We start from the raw sequence: 16,825 nt of genomic DNA on the forward strand, positions 1-16,825 counted from the left end.
TTTGTTTTGTGTTGGCTGGCATTACACTCATTGCTTGGAATGCGCGACAAATGGCGACGCCCTATCATATTGGCCAAGTCATTCCGATTTCTCTTGATCCGCATTATTTACCTTTTTATGCAGGCCGCACTGTCGTGCGGATGCTTATTGCACTCGTGTTTTCGCTGCTTTTTACTTTTATTTTCGGAACCTGGGCTGCTAAAAGCCATCGTGCGGAGCGCTTGATTGTGCCTATGCTCGATGTTTTGCAATCCGTTCCTATTCTAGGTTATTTATCCCTGGCCATTCCTGCTTTCATTGCTTTATTTCCAGGCAGTTTGTTGGGACCAGAGTGTGCCGCTATTTTTGTTATTTTTACCTCGCAAGCTTGGAATATGACTTTTGGTTTTTATCAAACAGTGCGTACCGTGCCGGTAGAAGTACAAGAAGCTGCTCATATGTTTCATTTGTCAGCTTGGCAGCGCTTTTGGCGAATTGATGTGCCCTTTTCCATGCCGGGCTTACTTTGGAATACAATGGCTTCTATGTCTGCTGGTTGGTTTTTTGTGGTGGCATCCGAAGCAATCACAACAGCGCAACAAGAAATTCTTTTACCGGGTATCGGTTCTTATATTTATGTCGCCATCGTGGCTGCAGATTTGCATGCGATTAGTTATGCAGTGATCGCCATGTTCATCGTCATTATTATTTACGATCAACTTCTCTTCCGGCCCCTCGTCGCCTGGTCTGAAAAGTTTAAGGCGGAACGTGAAGGGGCCGGGTTAGATCGCCCTGATGAAGAATCATGGGTTATTAATTTATTTAGACGCACACGAATGTTGCGTAATTTTGGTATTAAGTTTTCGCAGCTCTTTGATATGTTTGTTAATATTCCCATTTTTACCAAGGGCTATGCGCAGCCCCTTGCTCCTCATATTGATGCAGAAATAGAAAAATATAAAAATTGGTTGTGGAATGCGACCACTTTTTTATTGGGGGCCGTTGCAGTTTGGTTCTTAGCACATTATATCGCTGCAAATATTAAGTTTTATGAAATTTGGCATGTGTTTCTATTAGGGTTGATTACTGCATTTCGTGTTTTTATTTTAATTATTCTTTGCTCCCTTGTTTGGGTACCGGTGGGGATTTGGATAGGACGACGACCCCAAGTTTCGCATTTCGCCCAACCTATTGCACAAATTCTCGCAGCATTTCCCGCTAATCTTTTTTATCCTTTCATTGTCATGATGATCGTGACTTACCATTTAAACCCTAACATTTGGTTAACGCCCCTCATGATCCTCGGTTCGCAATGGTATATTTTGTTTAATGTCATTGCAGGGGCGTCGACCTTGCCCAAAGATTTATTACAAGTGGCAGATAATTTATCTGTGTCGGGTTGGCTGCGCTGGAAAAAATTGTTATTGCCAGGTATTTTCCCCTATTACGTAACAGGGGCTATTACAGCAGCCGGCGGCGCGTGGAATGCTAGCATCGTGGCAGAAGTTGCTACTTGGGGTAACGAGAAGGTTGAAGCGACAGGGCTAGGTGCATATATTGCCAAATATTCTGCTTTAGGTCAGTTTGCCCATATTGCTTTGGGCATCGGTATGATGTGTTTACTGGTTTTGATTTTTAACCGTCTATTGTGGCGGCCGCTTTATGATTATGCAGAAACACGTTTTTCTTTGGAGTAGGTAATGTCGGAACCGATTATTGAAGTAGTTGGTGTGCGAAAATCCTTTCGAAAAGGAGATCGTCAGGAATTACTCGTCTTAGAAGATATTAACCTCAAAATGTATGAAGGTGAAATCATTGCCATTTTAGGAAAATCTGGCTCAGGCAAATCGACTTTATTGCGCATCATTGCGGGCTTAATTGGGGCAAGTGCCGGGGCTGTCAATTATCGCAGCCGAAGTGTCGGAGGACCGGTGCGGGGTATTTCCATGGTTTTCCAAACCTTTGCGTTATTACCTTGGCTTACGGTTTTACAAAATGTTGAATTAGGTTTAGAGGCCATGGGACTTCATCGCAATGAGCGACGAGAACGCGCTTTAAAAGCGATTGATACTATCGGGCTTGATGGTTTTGAGTCAGCGCTTCCCAAAGAATTATCAGGCGGAATGCGACAACGCGTTGGATTTGCCCGCGCACTGGTTGTGAACCCAGATATTTTATTAATGGATGAACCTTTCTCAGCCTTGGATGTCTTAACTGCTGACAATTTGAAAAGTGACTTATTAGATATTTGGGAAAGTAAAAAAACCGGCTTGAACGGTATTTTATTCGTAACGCATAGTATTGAAGAAGCCATTCAAATGGCTGATCGCATTATTCTTTTCAACAGCAATCCTGGTTCTATTCGTGCAGATTTAAAAATTACGCTCCCTTTCCCTCGCAGTGATATTGATCCACGTTTTCGGAATCAAGTCGATCGCATCTATACCTTGATGACCACACAACCGCAGGATGAAAAAAGTCAGCCTGAAGTCAGTAAATATATGTCGATGGATTTAGGCTACCGATTGCCTGAAGCAAGTGTGGCGGAAGTGACCGGCTTGCTGGAAATTTTAAATGCACCCGAACACCAAGGCAAAATGGATTTACCCGATGTCGCAGATACACTCATGCTTGATATCGATAACTTATTTCCCCTGATGGAATTATTGGAAATTCTTCGGTTTGCGCGTATCTCCAAAGGTGATATCACCATTACCCCCGAAGGTCGGAGTTTCGTCGAAGCTGATATTTTAGAACGTAAAAAAATATTTTCCATCCATTTGAAAAAATATGTCCCGCTTGCGCGTTACATTTACGATCAATTAATTCGGCATCCCCGTCATCGTGCATTAGAAGAACATTTTCTCTCTCTACTTGAAGATTACCTCTCTGAAAGCGAAACTGAGCGGGTGTTAAGTACGGTGATTGAATGGGGAAGGTATGCAGAGCTATTTGCCTATGATTATAATTCAGGCGTGTTAAGCTTAGAAAATCCGCATTAATCAATTCGTCAATGCTTACTTACCTTGCGTCAGCAACTAACCTTATCTCAAGGAATCGGCACCGTCATGAAAGACGCGATTGAATACGAAAGTAAGTGGTATCTTCGGAATCTCCATGCACATCAGCCTGATTGTTCAAGCATCCCTGATTATTTGCTAGAGAAAGCCATTTACGCCCGCTGGGAATCAAAGAAGGGCGCCGTAAAAATTCCTTATAGTTTTTCAATGCTTCCTTATCTTGCCGAAATGCCTTTTCTTCTCCGTTGGATTCGAGCGCTAAAGCCAAAGTTTTTTGGTCCTGATTTACAAGAATTAAAAGACCATATTCACTACGCGCTAGCTGCTTGGGCGAAAAAAAGTCAGGGTCATATTGAGTTTGTGGAAGTGAAACATCCTTTGCCCTATTCAAAAGGTATTTTTTTTAACCTCGCTAAAATGTCAAACCACAATGCTTTGGGATATACCCTTGTCCGCTTTGATAACAATGGAGAATTAAAGCAAGCGTATGTCTTTTTTTCCGATTTTAAATATTTATGGGACAGTAAAAATCCCTTTTGGACGGAGATGGAAAGGATTGAAGGGTTAAAGCCAACGACTGAACTTCTTTCAACGGTAGCAGCAACACCTTCTCATGAAATTGGACATACATTAGGGTTTGATCATTTACATGAAGTGCCGCGCTACATTGAGAAGATCAGTAACATTCCAGACGGTGTTTATTGTTCGGTCATGCCTTACTCTGAGCTAGTGGAAACACCCGTCAACTCGTGTCAAATAAATTGCTTACCTAATCAAGCTTCCCCACTGGGTCCACTTGATGAAAGATTACTTGATTTAAATTACGTCCAAAAAAAAGGTAATTTTTATCCGATTGATAATAAACAATATCTATTTAATGGTTTCAATGCTCTGTTATTTAGTGGCAGTGTCTCCTACCTTAATCAATTTACGACAGCTTTTTTCTCAAACTTACAGAGCAAGCCCGGCATCATGTTATTACCGCTGCAAGTGGGACCTGTGGTCGGAGATGGATTGATCCTTGCTGCTTTAATGGCGCTTCCTTTTCCCCGTTCCCTTGCAACTGTTTATACGCTTAGCGCAGTGGCGGAATATGCAGCGCCTCTCTTGGGAAAAGATTGTCCTGTATTGATCAACAAACTATTTTTAGCCCATCATATTTTTAATGTGTGGTGTGCTTATCAACAAGGTCAAAAATGCTGGCCGCTTATGGGAGCAAGTTTTGCCGCATGTGTGGGCAGTTTTGGTGGGATGTTAGCTGGAGATTGGTCAGGAAAAAAATTAGCAAGTGCAGTTAATGCGGCGCAATTTTTTATTCAGGCAGAAGTCAAATCGATCGTGGGGATATGTAAAAGCCGGTTTTTTCAGCCAGCCCAACCTGTCCATCGCGAACAGGTTGGCTTGTCATCTATCGCTATTTCACCAAAACGTTAAATTGCGTTAATGCAAATTCTTTGCCATTCCAGCCAATATAACATCGTTGGTTAATTACTTTACCGGGGTACATTCCAAATTCCCTCACGCCTTGGCAAATGTACAGCCGTTGGCCGTTTTCAACCCCTGCAAAAAGTGTACGTGGCGGAATGTAACCATGACTTGCATCAACCCAATGCAGCGTATTTCGGCTAAGGAGAACTTGAAAAGGCGTCACGCTGATTTCATTGCCACCGTAAGTAATATTGCATTGCGCGCCCACTAATTTTCCAGGATGGAAAACATTTCGATATAAGGCACGACAAATATAATAAGGATAATTTGCTTCTTCGCCGCCCACCACGGCTTGTGGAGGAATGGGTGAATGAGTGGGCAGGGTTGCCCATTTAATGTAAACAGGGTGGCGTTGTGTTACGTGTGGGGGTGCGTAATTTGAATTCATTGCAGAGAAGGTTTGTTGTTGACCATTCACAGTTGCACTTTGGTTGCTACTACCTCTGCTGTAATAACCTACTGCCGTTGAATCTTGGGCTTGACTACTCGAATACCCATTATCGGCAAAGGATGTGTTGAGTGCGAAGAGTGAAAATATAGCAAGAGCAAGTTTGTTTATGTGATGCATAGAAAACTCCGATTTGTATTCTTAAAGCGCAGCAGGTGAGAAAAAGAAAAATTTTGAACTAGTTGTGGGCGTTTGGCAATGCTGGGGAAACGGATTCTTCGTGGATGGTTAAGTGCGAGGCTTTTGCTAATTGTTTAAGACAGTCGGTTAAAATTTCTGCTGCGCACAGGAAACCATCGATATAAATAGAATCTTTTGGAGAAAGGCCGGTCCGGGTTTCGTTAAATTCATTTGTTAGCAAATGCAAGGAGGGTAAATGCAGAGGTTCTTCGGTGACCACATCCACTTCAATTTGTTTGATCAGTAAATCAAAGTTTTGGATTACGAGGGTATTAAAATTGGCAATCGTTGTGAGTTCATGCGTAAAGTAAGCAATATTTTTAATATGACTCACGGTATAGTGCATAAAATCAATAGCACGTAAAATTTCTTTTTCACAATAAAGCGATTGCATAAAACGCTTGCGATCATAACTCATGCCGAAAGGTTCACTGACAGCTTCTTTAGCTAACTGACGTTGTTTGGTGAGTGATTTAATAATATTTTCATCTAAGTCTTCATAATAATTTGCCGCAAAATCGACGTCATGCGTAATCATACAGGCAATGTAATAAGCTTTAAGTTGTGATAAAACTTTAGCTTGGGAGCGTTTGAGATGCGTTTTTGCATGGATGGGTAAAATGAATTGCGATACGAGTGCCGCAATTAAAATTCCCGCACTGATTTCTCCCAGTCGCTGAACAGCAAAAGTAACCGTATGAATGGGACCGAGTAAAATAATGGCGGTGGTAACAGCACCTAACGTTCCCGCATAGACAAAATTTTCGTTACTCGTGGCAAGGTAACTAAAGAGAAAGGAAGAAAGTGCGATCGTCAGAATAATACTCGGTAAACTATCCTGTGTGGTTAAAATAGTGATAATCGCGAATAAACAACCGATGAGCGTGCCTAAAAATCGAAGGTAAGATCTTTTAAGTACACTGCCCACATAAATCTGTCCACACATGACCACAATGATGGTAATGACAACCCACTGATCGTTGGGTAAGCTGATGAATTTAACCAGCAAAATGCCTAGCAGCACAGCTATAGCTGTCTTGGTGCTGTGTATAATCCGTTCAATATCAAACCATTTGAATTGCAAAGTGCGATTCCTTTTTCCCCTGCAATCTTAAAAAATACCACACTGGCTGAGATTATTTTAAGTTATTTAACAATATAGAAGGTTATTGCTTGCTGCTTAGGTAAATATTTAATATCATAGCGACCTTTATTGCGGGGTGGAGCAGTCTGGTAGCTCGTCGGGCTCATAACCCGAAGGTCGTAGGTTCAAATCCTGCCCCCGCTACCAATTAAGCATCTTAAAGTGATGCATCTCTCAAGATGAATGAGGGATTAAAATAAAAAAAACCCCTTCTGGGGTTTTTTATTTAGGATGGGCTACAGGCCCATTTTTCATATGTGAAGTTAAGTAATAGTTAGGCGGTTGAGCCAAATCGTTGAAACACCATAACGCCTTTGCTAACCCAAAGGGTAAAGATGAGAAAAATTAACCACGAATTACAAACGAAGCTCAGCACTTTGCTAACCGCAATGGGCTATGATTTGCTTGGGGTAGAACTGATTCCGCAAAGGGGCAGTACGGTTTTTCGTCTTTATATTGATAGCCCGGGCGGGGTAACTGTTGATGATTGCTCGAAAGTCAGCCATCAAGTGAGTGCCATGCTCGATGCAGAAGACCCTATTAATGGACGGTATAACCTAGAGGTTTCCTCTCCAGGCCTTGACCGGCCTTTATTTGAACTTGATCAATTTCTGAAATTCATTGGCAGTCGAATTAAGATAAAATTATCAAGATCAATTGGGAATCGAAGGCAATTCAAAGGTATATTACAACGTATAGAAAATGACACTATTTATCTTTTGGTAGAAGGTGAGGAAGAACCTGTTCAAATTCCTTTTACTGAAATTGACAAAGCCAATGTGATTGGAGACGTCCGCTGGTAACCATAGGGTTATTAAAGCGGTTTAATTTTTTTAACTTAAGAGAAAACGGCCAGATTTCCTCGCCATGCGCAAGTGATGTAGACATGGCGGTTTATATCTTATTTAAGAGGAATCCGTTTATCTTCAGATTGCTGAAGCAATCAAACTAGATGAGGTCGCCCGTGACGAATAAAGAGATCTTATTAGTAGTTGAGGCTGTATCCAACGAAAAAGGTGTGGATAGAGAAGTTATTTTTCAAGCCATTGAAGCAGCGCTTGAAACCGCAACGAAAAAAAAAGCGGATGAAGATATCGACGTCAAAGTAGAAATCAATCGAAAGACTGGCGATTATGCGACCGTTAGGCGATGGCTCGCGGTAGAAGATGCGGCAATGACAGCCGATGAAACGGGTGAAGAAAACTTTAGCCGTGAAACAACTATTCCCTTAAGTGAAGCGAAAAATAAAAATCCTGATATTACAGCGGGCGAATATATTATTGAACCCATGGAGTCAGTAGAATTTGGTCGTATCGCAGCGCAAAAAGCTAAGCAAGTCATCATTCAAAAAGTTTTAGAAGCTGAGCGAGCCCAAATTGTTAATGCGTATAAAGAAAAGATTGGTCAACTTATTATGGGCACAGTCAAAAAAGTGACGCGGGATTTTATTATTCTTGACCTTGGTAGTAACGCAGAAGCTTTTCTATCGCGTAACGAAATGATTCCGCATGAAGCAGTTCGCATTGGCGATCGCGTTCGTGCTTATCTCTACGATATTCATGCTGAAGGGGGCAAAAGCCCACAAATTCTTATCAGTCGCACCCGTCCTCAAATGCTTTCAGAATTATTTAAAATTGAAGTGCCTGAAATCGGCGAAGAATTGATTGAAGTGAAAGCAGCAGCGAGAGATCCTGGTGCGCGTGCTAAAATTGCAGTTAAAACCAACGATGGTCGTATTGATCCGATTGGTGCTTGTGTCGGAATGCGTGGTTCACGCGTGCAAGCCGTTTCGGGGGAACTTGGCGGTGAGCGTATTGATATTGTGTTATGGGATGATAATCCCGCGCAACTCGTCATTAATGCAATGTCACCCGCTGAAGTTGCGGCTATTGTGGTTGATGAAGACACCCATACGATGGACATCGCGGTGAAGGCAGATCAACTCTCTCAAGCCATCGGTCGACACGGTCAAAATGTGCGTTTAGCAAGTGAGCTTACAGGTTGGACATTGAATGTCATGACCGAAGAAGAAGCGCAAAAGAAGTCGGCTGAAGAAGGTGGCAAGGTACAGAAATTGTTTGAAGAAAAATTAAATATTGACGCAGGTGTTGCTGAAATTTTAGTTGAGGAAGGTTTTTCTTCTTTAGAAGAAATTGCCTATATTCCTTTACAAGAGTTGCAAGAAATTGAAGGATTTGATGAATCAATTGTTAGTACTTTGCGAGATCGTGCAAAAGCGGCCCTCTTAACGCAAGCCATTGCGGAAGAACAAGCTTTAGCAGTAGAGCCCGCGGAAGACTTAATTAACATGGAAGGCATGGATAAGCATACTGCCTATGTATTAGCTAATAATGGTATCGTGACACGAGAAAATTTAGCTGAACAATCCGTTGATGATTTGTTGGAAATCGGAGAAATAGACGAACAAAAAGCAGCTACTTTAATCATGACTGCGCGTAAAATATGGTTTGATGATGCGTTTGAAGAAGGGAAATAAATTATTATTTCCGACTTGGAGGCAAGGGTTACGTGGTAAAAAAATCGGTAAGTGAATCAGAAAAACAAGGCGTGACTGTTATTCAATTTGCAAATGAAATTGGCATAACAGCAGGAAAATTGCTTGATCAATTTAAACAAGCTGGCATTCGTATGTTGAATGAACAAGCCTTGGTTAGTGAAGATCAGAAACAAATGTTATTGCGGTATTTACAAGACCACCATGGTGCGAAACAAGATACTGCACCTGAAAAAATTGTTCTCCGTCGCGCTAAAACCAGTGAAATTAAAACAGGTGGCACAACCGTTAGCATTCAAGTTCGCAAAAAACGAACCTATGTTAAACGTGCTGTCGTGGAAGAAGAGGTTCCTGAAGAACCTATCGATAAAAAAGACGAAGGCTTTGTTGAAACTGCAATTGCACCCGTTACTGCGGTTGCCGATGACGCAGTCGCTGAGGCGCCCGTAGCCGTGGAAGGAGCTCTCGCAACGGCGGAAGTGCAAGAGAAGCCTGCAGAAGATGCTGTTTATGCACCGGAAGAAGTTAAAGCGCCGGTTGAGACTGCTGAAGAAATCGCTGCAAAGGCAAATCTTAAAAAGAAAGAAAAGCCCAGAGTTGGCGGAGTTGAAGAAACAAATGAAGTGGATCGTGCACGTAAAAAGAAAAAGACGCGCGATACCTCACGTAACCCAGATCGAAATTTTGAATCCTTACTGGCGCGCGGTGCCGATTTAAGTCGCGTGTTGAGTCAAGTAGATGAAGATTCATCGATATCCACGCGGAAATCAGCGCGCGGTCGCTTTGGCGCAATGAAAGTCAAAGTTCAAGCTTTTACCCGCCCAACTGCGCCCATGGTGCATGAAGTTATTATTCCTGAATCCATTACACTTGCAGAACTTTCACAGCGCATGTCTGTGAAAGCAAATGAAGTAATCAAGACGATGATGAAGATGGGTATTATTGCCACGATCAATCAAGCGATTGATCAAGAAACCGCAGTACTCGTAGTAGAAGAATTAGGCCACAAGCCTAAGTTAGTGAGTTCAGATGTGATTGAAGAAGAATTAGAAAAATCATTAGCTGTAGAAGGTATTGCGGGTCCACGTCCGCCTGTTATTACCATCATGGGTCATGTTGATCATGGCAAAACAACTTTACTTGATTATATCCGCACGACGAAAGTTGCTGCCTCAGAAGCGGGTGGTATTACTCAGCATATCGGTGCATATCATGTGCAAACACCCAAGGGCACTATCACCTTTCTAGATACTCCTGGCCATGCTGCCTTTACTGCGATGCGTGCACGCGGTGCCAAGTTAACAGATATCGTCATTCTAGTCGTGGCAGCTGACGATGGTGTCATGCCTCAAACGATTGAAGCCATTGAGCATGCGAAAGCGGCAAATGTACCAATCGTGATTGCTGTTAATAAAATGGATAAGCAAGGCATCGATCCGGATCGCGTTAAAACTGAAATTTCAAAATACGGTTTGATTCCTGAAGAATGGGGCGGTGATACGATGTTTGTTCCCATCTCTGCAAAAACCGGTATGGGTGTTGATAATTTATTAGATTCAGTTTTAGTTCAAGCAGAAATCTTAGAATTGAAAGCTGTCATCGACTGTCCAGCGCGCGGTGTCGTTATCGAATCCCGCTTAGACCGAGGTCGAGGTGCGGTGATGAGTGTTTTAATCCAGCAAGGTACATTGCGTAAAAGCGATATTATTTTAGCCGGTGTCGAGTACGGTCGAATTCGTGCTCTATCAGATGAAACAGGTAAACCGATTGATTCTGCAGGTCCTTCTATTCCAGTTGAAATTTTAGGTTTATCAGGGATGCCGCAAGCAGGTGATGATTTCACGGTTGTACCCGATGAAAAACGTGCTCGCGAAGTTGCAGCTTTTAGACAAATTAAATCACGTGAAGCAAAGTTAGCCAGACAAGCACCAAAATTAGAAGACTTGCTGCAACGTATTGAAGCCGAGAAAACGGCTACAACCTTAAATTTCGTACTGAAAACTGATGTGCAAGGTTCCGTCGAAGCATTACGCAAAGCCTTAACAGACCTTTCAACGTCCGAAGTTAAAGTACTCATTATTTCCAGTGGAATTGGTGGTATTAATGAAAGCGATGTCAATTTAGCTATCGCTTCGAATGCTATTATCATCGCGTTCAATGTCCGCGCCAATGCTGAAGCACGAAAATTAATGGAAGGTAGCGGTATTGACGTTCATTATTACAACATTATTTACGATGTAATTAATGAAGTTAAAAAAGCCATGCAAGGTGCGCTCGCGCCCGAGATTCAGGAGCGGATGGTGGGTCTTGCTCAAGTTCGCGAAGTCTTTCGTTCATCCAAGACCGGCGCTATTGCTGGCTGCATGGTAACTGAAGGTCATGTAAAACGAAATTTCCCGATTCGAGTTTTACGGGATAATATTGTGGTATTTGAGGGAACACTGGAATCCTTACGTCGCTTTAAAGAAGATGTTTCTGACGTGCGTGCCGGTATGGAATGTGGTATTGCCGTTAAGAATTACAATGACATTAAATCTGGCGATCAAATAGAAGTTTTTGAAAAAATAGAAATACAAAGAGAAATTTAATGAAACGTGGTCGCGGTTTTGATCGCACGCAGCGTATTGCTGATTTGATGCAAAAAACGCTTGCACAAATGTTGATAACGGACATGAGTGATGAGCGTTTTCATTTAGTGACCATTACTGGTTTGAGTTTAGCGCGCGACCTTTCCACGGCAAAAGTGTATGTCAGTGTGCTGATGGATGATCCGCAAAAAATAAAAGAAGTGATCATTTCATTAAATCAAGCTGCAAAACCTTTACGTTACAATTTAGCGCATATGATCAAACTGCGTATTATGCCGGAATTGAAATTTGTCTATGACGAATCAACCGCGCGCGGTTTTCATATCTCAGGCTTGATTGATTCTGCGATGAAAAAGCAAAAATAAAATTATAATAACTTCGTAACATACCGAACTGTAGGCGATATGCAGCATTCCTTACCCCGCTTTTCTATTCATGGCATTTTATTGCTTGATAAACCCCTTACGTATTCATCCAATGCAGCATTGCAGCGGATTAAACGTTTATTTGCCGCTAAAAAGGCCGGACATACGGGTAGTTTAGATCCGCTTGCGACGGGAATGTTGCCTATTTGTTTTGGAGAAGCTACCAAGTTTTCGCAATTTTTATTAGATTCGAATAAAACTTATTTGGTCGAAGCGGGATTAGGAATTCAAACGAGCACGGGTGATAGTGAAGGAGAAGTCATTGCACAAGCCCCGACATCTCATCTTACCCAAGCAAAACTTGAAGCGTGTCTTAGTACATTTATCGGCAGTATTGAACAAATGCCACCCATGTTTTCTGCGATTAAACATCAAGGCAAACCCCTTTATACTTACGCGCGTAAGGGTGTTGAGATCGAGCGTAAAACAAGACGTATTCAAATCTATTCGCTTACCCTGGATGCATTCACTCAAGAACGTTTTCACTTTACCGTGCATTGCAGTAAAGGAACTTATGTTCGCACCTTGGTTGAAGATATTTGCAAAGCTGCGGGCACAGTAGGCTCAGTTCTTAATCTGCGTCGATTAGCTGTCACGCCTTATGAAAATAAACCCATGGTTACCATGGAAACGCTTGAATCCGTTTGTGAAAAAGACGGCTATGAAAAGTTACGGCATTACTTACTTCCTTTGGAATCCGCGGTACAGGGTTATCCTGCGCTAAAAATAAATGCAGCAACGGCTTTTTATTTACGTCAGGGACAAGCGGTTCGTGCTAATGTGCCTTATCCTGCACCTTTAATCCGGCTCTATACAGATCATGATGATTTTATTGGCGTAGGCGAAATATTGGCAGACGGGCGCATTAAACCGCATCGACTGGTTGCAGGAAAATAAGTATTTTAGGATAGCGATTTTGATCTAACGCAATAATTTAGAGTTCTAAGGAAAAGCTTGATCTCAAACTCAAGTTCTTGTTACCTTGGGCTTCCCAAATTATATTCCATCAACTTAGTTCAGGAAGAGTTAAGGTGAATAATGCTCGAAATGTTACGGATTTAACAGAATTCACTTACGAAGATTGTAAGGTGCGATTTGATACTGATCATGCTGCAAAGATTTATAGCAAGCGTCATTTAACAAGTCGGAAAGGTAAACAAGAACAAGTTTGTATTCAAAAGGCACTTGCTGATCTTCCTAAAAACACGTTAGTTCTTGATCTCCCTTGCGGCACAGGGCGGTTGACGTTTTTTATTAAGAACCTTGGCTTTCGCGTGGTCGGTGCTGATTATTCCCAGCATATGATTAAATATGCAAAGCAACAGCCACTGTTTATCCCCGAATTAAAGCATACTCTTAGTTTCGAACAACAAGATGTAATGGCTATAACCCATGCTGATCGAAGTTTTGGCGCGACTGTCTGTAATCGTTTATTCCATCATTATGGTACGTCGGCATTGAGGCAGCGTGCTTTGAAAGAACTTAGCCGTGTCACGGATGGGCCAATTATCGTTTCATTTTTTAATAGTCACTCTCTGGGAGCTCAGTGGCGTCGATTACTTAATTTTGTCCGACGCAGAAAACCCTTGGATCGTGTACCCATCCCTTTTTCCGTATTTAAAAAAGATGTTGAAGCAAGTGGTTTGAAAGTTCAGGCGGTTTTCTATCCTCGTTATTTATTCTCTCCGCAAACGTATTTGAAGTTAAGCAAATGAATAGAATAAAAGATAGCTAGGGATGTTATACGACCCTAGCTAGATTTTTTTAAAAATCAAACCAATCGTTGTTGCAACATTTTTTCTAAAATGCGCAAAGGTGAGCGATTTTCATCTTGCATGGCTGAAATGGGTAAATAAAAAGTTTGCTCCAAAACATGCTGTCCTAACATTGCAGCATGGGATACTTGATCCGTTTGGACAATCCATGTGCTCCCCGTCGGAAAGCGGATCGTTTGCTGTTGGGCACGTTGTTGGTAGGCTTCATCGGCTTTCATTTTATCGTGCATATGCAACATGTAATGATCATAAGGCGTGCGAAAACTTTTAGTAATTTTCAAGAAACGTAATGTTGTTGCACAACCTGGAATAGGTTTTTTAATTTTAGGTAAAAACTGTTGCGCTACACGTTCAAAAGATTCGCCAACTCGCCAAACACGATCGACCCGATCGGGATTTATATTAGTAAAGACGCGTAAAATTCGTTTTCCCTGATTAGGTGCAGAGGGAAAAGCATCAATGTGTAGCCGTTTATCATCCTTACGATAAGATGTTTTTCGATTACTGATTTCTACCGGCCGAAAACTAGTGCGTGCCATGATCATTTCTTCTGCATACCGGGGCAGCAATTCTTGTATTAATTTAAGTGCATTTTGAGCAAAACGACCGAGCATTTGCTTGAGCTGAATGTGCTGGGGGTCAGACAAATGTTGCACACCCCATAATTTATTTTGCAGGGCATGAAAACTAATATTTTTTGCATGCGGATCCACATATTCTGGTGAAAGGAATCGACATTCGGATTCGTTTATGTTGAAAGCTAAATGGGGCAAGAAAAGGATTTGTCCACTCTCTAAACTATTCATCGCCATATGCTGTGATGATTGATTAAAGTTGGCGTCCCAGTGATGAGTTGAAAACGTTTGTAACGTCATAAGAGTCTATGTTATTAATCCCTGAAAAGAACAACATTCTACCGTTCTTATGGTAAGAATAACAATCCCACGAATAAGTTGGAATTAAAATTAGACAAATATGAGGAAGCGGTATGAATCCTGTCATAAGACTCATCAATGAAATCTCCAAAGAAGATCTCGCGCGGGCTTTCTTTCAAGCAGAGTTATGGAGAGTACGTCTTACGCTTGCACCGATCGAGGGTAAGCAGTTGCAGACAAAATTACTGGCCGCTTTTCCCCCTTCCATCAAAAATTTGATTTCCTATTGTGCCAATCAAGAAAAAGAAATTATTGCAACACTGCAGGAACGCACGCCCAACCCCGACGATGTTGGCATGGACCAATTATTGGACGAATTAAATAAAAAACTTCCTAGTGATCCCGAAGCGTTAGCCTTCGTTGACATTGCAAAAGTATTTTACATTGTTAGCTTTTTGGAAAAGACAGGAGGAGGATTGGATTTTATACGGCTTAATACCATTGAACCTATCAGAAAAATTGCTGAAGTCATGATGGCAAAAAAATTTGAAAAAAGTGATATCAACAAGCGTTTTGCGCAACTAGATGCTGGGGTGGAAACTCGGATTGCAAAACTCATTCCTGAATATAAAGCCATTAATGAAAAAATTGCAGCATTAAGTCGGGAAAGTGAAAAGTGTACGCAACAGATCAAAGCTGCGCAAGACAATAGTGCAAGCTGCAAATGGGAAGAAAAGCAGAAATCTTTGGATCAAGATAAAGAAGCGTTCCGAAAATATTTACTCTACAAAAGAGAAAAATTGGGTGTGCCGAAATTTTATGAATTAGCGGCACAAAAAAAACGTGCATTACTCAGTAAAGAGCAGGAAGCTTTAGATGCAGCTAAAATTTCTTTAAAAAAAAATTTAGATTCGTTCAAAGTAAAATATTCAAAATCCCTTATTCATTTAATGATTTTAGAATTACGATCTTGGCAAGTGGCATTAGAGAAAACTTTCTTTAATAAATTGCAAGAAATAGAACCCAACTTAGCCAAGACAAGCTTGGTTCATTTGGCGGTTCAAAATGATGATACAACATCGATGAAAGTTTCTTCAGTACGGGCAATTGAATTAATTATTTTTGAGGATACAGATAATGAATGCGCCCTTCAGATGCGCCAATTGCTAGAGTCCGATCCTCAGACAAGATATCACGTTAGACAATATGAAAAAGTCATGCAGTTAATTTTTGGATTAAGCCAAAAGTCTGACCACAGTTGGAAATTTAACCGTCAAATCCTGACGGGATTGTTAAATCAATTGTACGAAAATAAAGATTTACTAGAAAAATGCAGGGATGAAAAATCACTATTTCAGCTGAGTAATGAGCTTGCTATGCTGGATTTTCGTACGCCCATGAGCCCCATAATTAACCATCAAATCAGCACACTTTGGCAACCTCAGCCGCCAAAGAATGAGCCAAATAGCTGGGAGGCTCACTCAATTCGTTTGGTACGCTAACTTTTGGTGTTGATACAATGCGAAACTCGTTGCGATAACGACGAGGCTTATCATACCGAGCTGTAGCATGATTAATTGTTTTGGCATTGCATGCAGGAAAAAATTTGATTCTAAATAATCCATAAAGTTAATAGTCAATGCGGGGGTCATAGTTCCAATGGCAAGCCCTAGAAACGAATAGCTATAAGTTAAGGTTAGAATGATCATCGTAAGACTTAAGCTTAAAATCAATAGGGTAGTTGAGGATTCAATCATAAGTAAAAGTATCGTTAAAAATGCACAAAGACACGCAGCTGAACCAAGCATGTGATAATCTTGCCGCGTCAATTCAGAAGACATGGGGAAATACGCATCCCAAATCGTGATGCCTAAAGAAAAAACCAAAAGACCAGAGAGGCTTCCTAAGCCGGTTAAAACCCAAAGGCGAAAAGGGAAAAGCGCATGAGGATGTTGCAGTATGATATAAAGCCCACTTAATGCCGCAATGATAAGAGCTACGGCGCTTAACCATTTTAAAAATTGCTGGGTGTTATTAAATAAAAGAATCGGATTGAAAAATTGATAAGATAAAGAAAGCACACTGAGCGGCAATAAACAGTAGTAAGCTGTGGCTAACAAGCTCGGTGCATGAGGAAGCGTAGAAAAATTAAAAGCGCAAAATGTTCCGAGCATGATGCCTGGTAAAATGCGTAAGCCTCGCATCATGGTTAAAGCGCAGGCGGTGCCTGCAGCAAGTGAGATGGGTAAAACTTGTGGGCTTTGTAGGCTTATCATCAGCCCGCTATAGTGGATAAGAAAACTTAAGGCATTGGCATAACTAAATCGATACCAGCGTAATGTAGAAAAGGTGATTTTAGCCAATGGTTTATCCTATTTATAATTTCAA

General features: G+C 41.4%; 14 protein-coding genes and 1 tRNA gene. 11 read left to right on the plus strand and 4 right to left on the minus strand.

Going from position 1 to position 16,825, the window contains the following annotated elements; all coding sequences use genetic code 11:
* Positions 1-50: 50 nt before the first annotated feature.
* The 3 genes from H0W64_11870 (at position 51) to H0W64_11880 (ending at position 4,433) form a co-directional block, all read left to right on the plus strand.
* Positions 51-1,676 carry an ABC transporter permease subunit gene (locus H0W64_11870; GenBank protein ID MBA3662420.1) on the plus strand — a complete coding sequence of 542 codons (1,626 nt, stop codon included), beginning with the start codon at positions 51-53 and terminating at the stop codon, positions 1,674-1,676.
* Between the two features lie 3 nt (positions 1,677-1,679).
* Entirely contained in the window at positions 1,680-2,981 is a 1,302-nt protein-coding gene (locus tag H0W64_11875) for a nitrate/sulfonate/bicarbonate ABC transporter ATP-binding protein (protein ID MBA3662421.1), read from the plus strand.
* Between the two features lie 66 nt (positions 2,982-3,047).
* Complete coding sequence (locus H0W64_11880; GenBank protein MBA3662422.1) at positions 3,048-4,433, plus strand: hypothetical protein; 1,386 nt, start codon at positions 3,048-3,050, stop codon at positions 4,431-4,433.
* Here H0W64_11880 and H0W64_11885 read toward each other — a convergent pair.
* Positions 4,414-5,055 carry a DUF3421 domain-containing protein gene (locus H0W64_11885; GenBank protein MBA3662423.1) on the minus strand — a complete coding sequence of 214 codons (642 nt, stop codon included), beginning with the start codon at positions 5,053-5,055 and terminating at the stop codon, positions 4,414-4,416. The two genes, H0W64_11880 and H0W64_11885, sit on opposite strands and share 20 nt — an antisense overlap.
* A gap of 58 nt (positions 5,056-5,113) precedes the next feature.
* The gene (locus H0W64_11890) at positions 5,114-6,199 is read right to left on the minus strand and encodes an FUSC family protein (protein MBA3662424.1); all 1,086 of its coding nucleotides are present in this window, start codon (positions 6,197-6,199) and stop codon (positions 5,114-5,116) included.
* A gap of 130 nt (positions 6,200-6,329) precedes the next feature.
* Between H0W64_11890 and H0W64_11895 the strand changes: the two genes are divergently transcribed.
* The 7 genes from H0W64_11895 (at position 6,330) to H0W64_11925 (ending at position 13,502) form a co-directional block, all read left to right on the plus strand.
* Positions 6,330-6,406, plus strand: a tRNA-Met gene (locus tag H0W64_11895).
* A gap of 188 nt (positions 6,407-6,594) precedes the next feature.
* Positions 6,595-7,062: a ribosome maturation factor RimP gene (rimP, locus tag H0W64_11900; protein ID MBA3662425.1), complete on the plus strand. Its 468-nt coding sequence runs from the start codon at positions 6,595-6,597 to the stop codon at positions 7,060-7,062.
* A gap of 149 nt (positions 7,063-7,211) precedes the next feature.
* Positions 7,212-8,756: a transcription termination/antitermination protein NusA gene (nusA, locus tag H0W64_11905; protein ID MBA3662426.1), complete on the plus strand. Its 1,545-nt coding sequence runs from the start codon at positions 7,212-7,214 to the stop codon at positions 8,754-8,756.
* Positions 8,757-8,827: 71 nt separating this feature from the next.
* The gene (infB, locus tag H0W64_11910; GenBank protein ID MBA3662427.1) at positions 8,828-11,362 is read left to right on the plus strand and encodes a translation initiation factor IF-2; all 2,535 of its coding nucleotides are present in this window, start codon (positions 8,828-8,830) and stop codon (positions 11,360-11,362) included.
* Positions 11,362-11,727, plus strand: coding sequence for a 30S ribosome-binding factor RbfA (rbfA, locus tag H0W64_11915; GenBank protein ID MBA3662428.1), 366 nt, complete (start codon positions 11,362-11,364; stop codon positions 11,725-11,727). Before infB ends, rbfA begins: the two co-directional genes overlap by 1 nt.
* Before the next feature lie 39 nt (positions 11,728-11,766).
* The gene (gene truB / locus H0W64_11920; GenBank protein ID MBA3662429.1) at positions 11,767-12,684 is read left to right on the plus strand and encodes a tRNA pseudouridine(55) synthase TruB; all 918 of its coding nucleotides are present in this window, start codon (positions 11,767-11,769) and stop codon (positions 12,682-12,684) included.
* Between the two features lie 134 nt (positions 12,685-12,818).
* A complete protein-coding gene (locus tag H0W64_11925) occupies positions 12,819-13,502 on the plus strand; it encodes a class I SAM-dependent methyltransferase (GenBank protein ID MBA3662430.1) in 684 nt (227 codons plus the stop codon).
* A gap of 56 nt (positions 13,503-13,558) precedes the next feature.
* On the opposite strand, the gene H0W64_11930 is transcribed toward H0W64_11925, so the two are convergent.
* Positions 13,559-14,437, minus strand: a complete 879-nt coding sequence (locus H0W64_11930) for a Kdo hydroxylase family protein (protein MBA3662431.1) — start codon at positions 14,435-14,437, stop codon at positions 13,559-13,561.
* A 113-nt stretch (positions 14,438-14,550) separates the two neighbouring features.
* On the opposite strand from H0W64_11930, the gene H0W64_11935 reads away from it, so the two are divergent.
* Positions 14,551-15,939, plus strand: a complete 1,389-nt coding sequence (locus H0W64_11935; protein ID MBA3662432.1) for a hypothetical protein — start codon at positions 14,551-14,553, stop codon at positions 15,937-15,939.
* Here the strand turns inward: H0W64_11935 and H0W64_11940 are convergent.
* Positions 15,919-16,800 (minus strand): hypothetical protein, encoded by an 882-nt coding sequence (locus H0W64_11940; protein ID MBA3662433.1) that lies wholly within the window; start codon positions 16,798-16,800, stop codon positions 15,919-15,921. The genes H0W64_11935 and H0W64_11940 overlap by 21 nt on opposite strands.
* Positions 16,801-16,825: the final 25 nt, after the last annotated feature.

It is taken from the genome of Gammaproteobacteria bacterium (assembly GCA_013816845.1).
Classification (GTDB): Bacteria; Pseudomonadota; Gammaproteobacteria; order DSM-16500; family DSM-16500; genus Aquicella.

Bases quoted from the DNA above. Each gene is read 5' to 3' on its own strand.
- H0W64_11870 (MBA3662420.1), top strand. From the start codon at position 51: ATGGCGACGCCCTATCATATTGGCCAAGTCATTCCGATTTCTCTTGAT.
- H0W64_11875 (MBA3662421.1), top strand. From the start codon at position 1,680: ATGTCGGAACCGATTATTGAAGTAGTTGGTGTGCGAAAATCCTTTCGA.
- H0W64_11880 (MBA3662422.1), top strand. From the start codon at position 3,048: ATGAAAGACGCGATTGAATACGAAAGTAAGTGGTATCTTCGGAATCTC.
- H0W64_11885 (MBA3662423.1), bottom strand. From the start codon at position 5,055: ATGCATCACATAAACAAACTTGCTCTTGCTATATTTTCACTCTTCGCA.
- rimP (MBA3662425.1), top strand. From the start codon at position 6,595: ATGAGAAAAATTAACCACGAATTACAAACGAAGCTCAGCACTTTGCTA.
- nusA (MBA3662426.1), top strand. From the start codon at position 7,212: ATGAGGTCGCCCGTGACGAATAAAGAGATCTTATTAGTAGTTGAGGCT.
- rbfA (MBA3662428.1), top strand. From the start codon at position 11,362: ATGAAACGTGGTCGCGGTTTTGATCGCACGCAGCGTATTGCTGATTTG.
- truB (MBA3662429.1), top strand. From the start codon at position 11,767: ATGCAGCATTCCTTACCCCGCTTTTCTATTCATGGCATTTTATTGCTT.
- H0W64_11930 (MBA3662431.1), bottom strand. From the start codon at position 14,437: ATGACGTTACAAACGTTTTCAACTCATCACTGGGACGCCAACTTTAAT.
- H0W64_11935 (MBA3662432.1), top strand. From the start codon at position 14,551: ATGAATCCTGTCATAAGACTCATCAATGAAATCTCCAAAGAAGATCTC.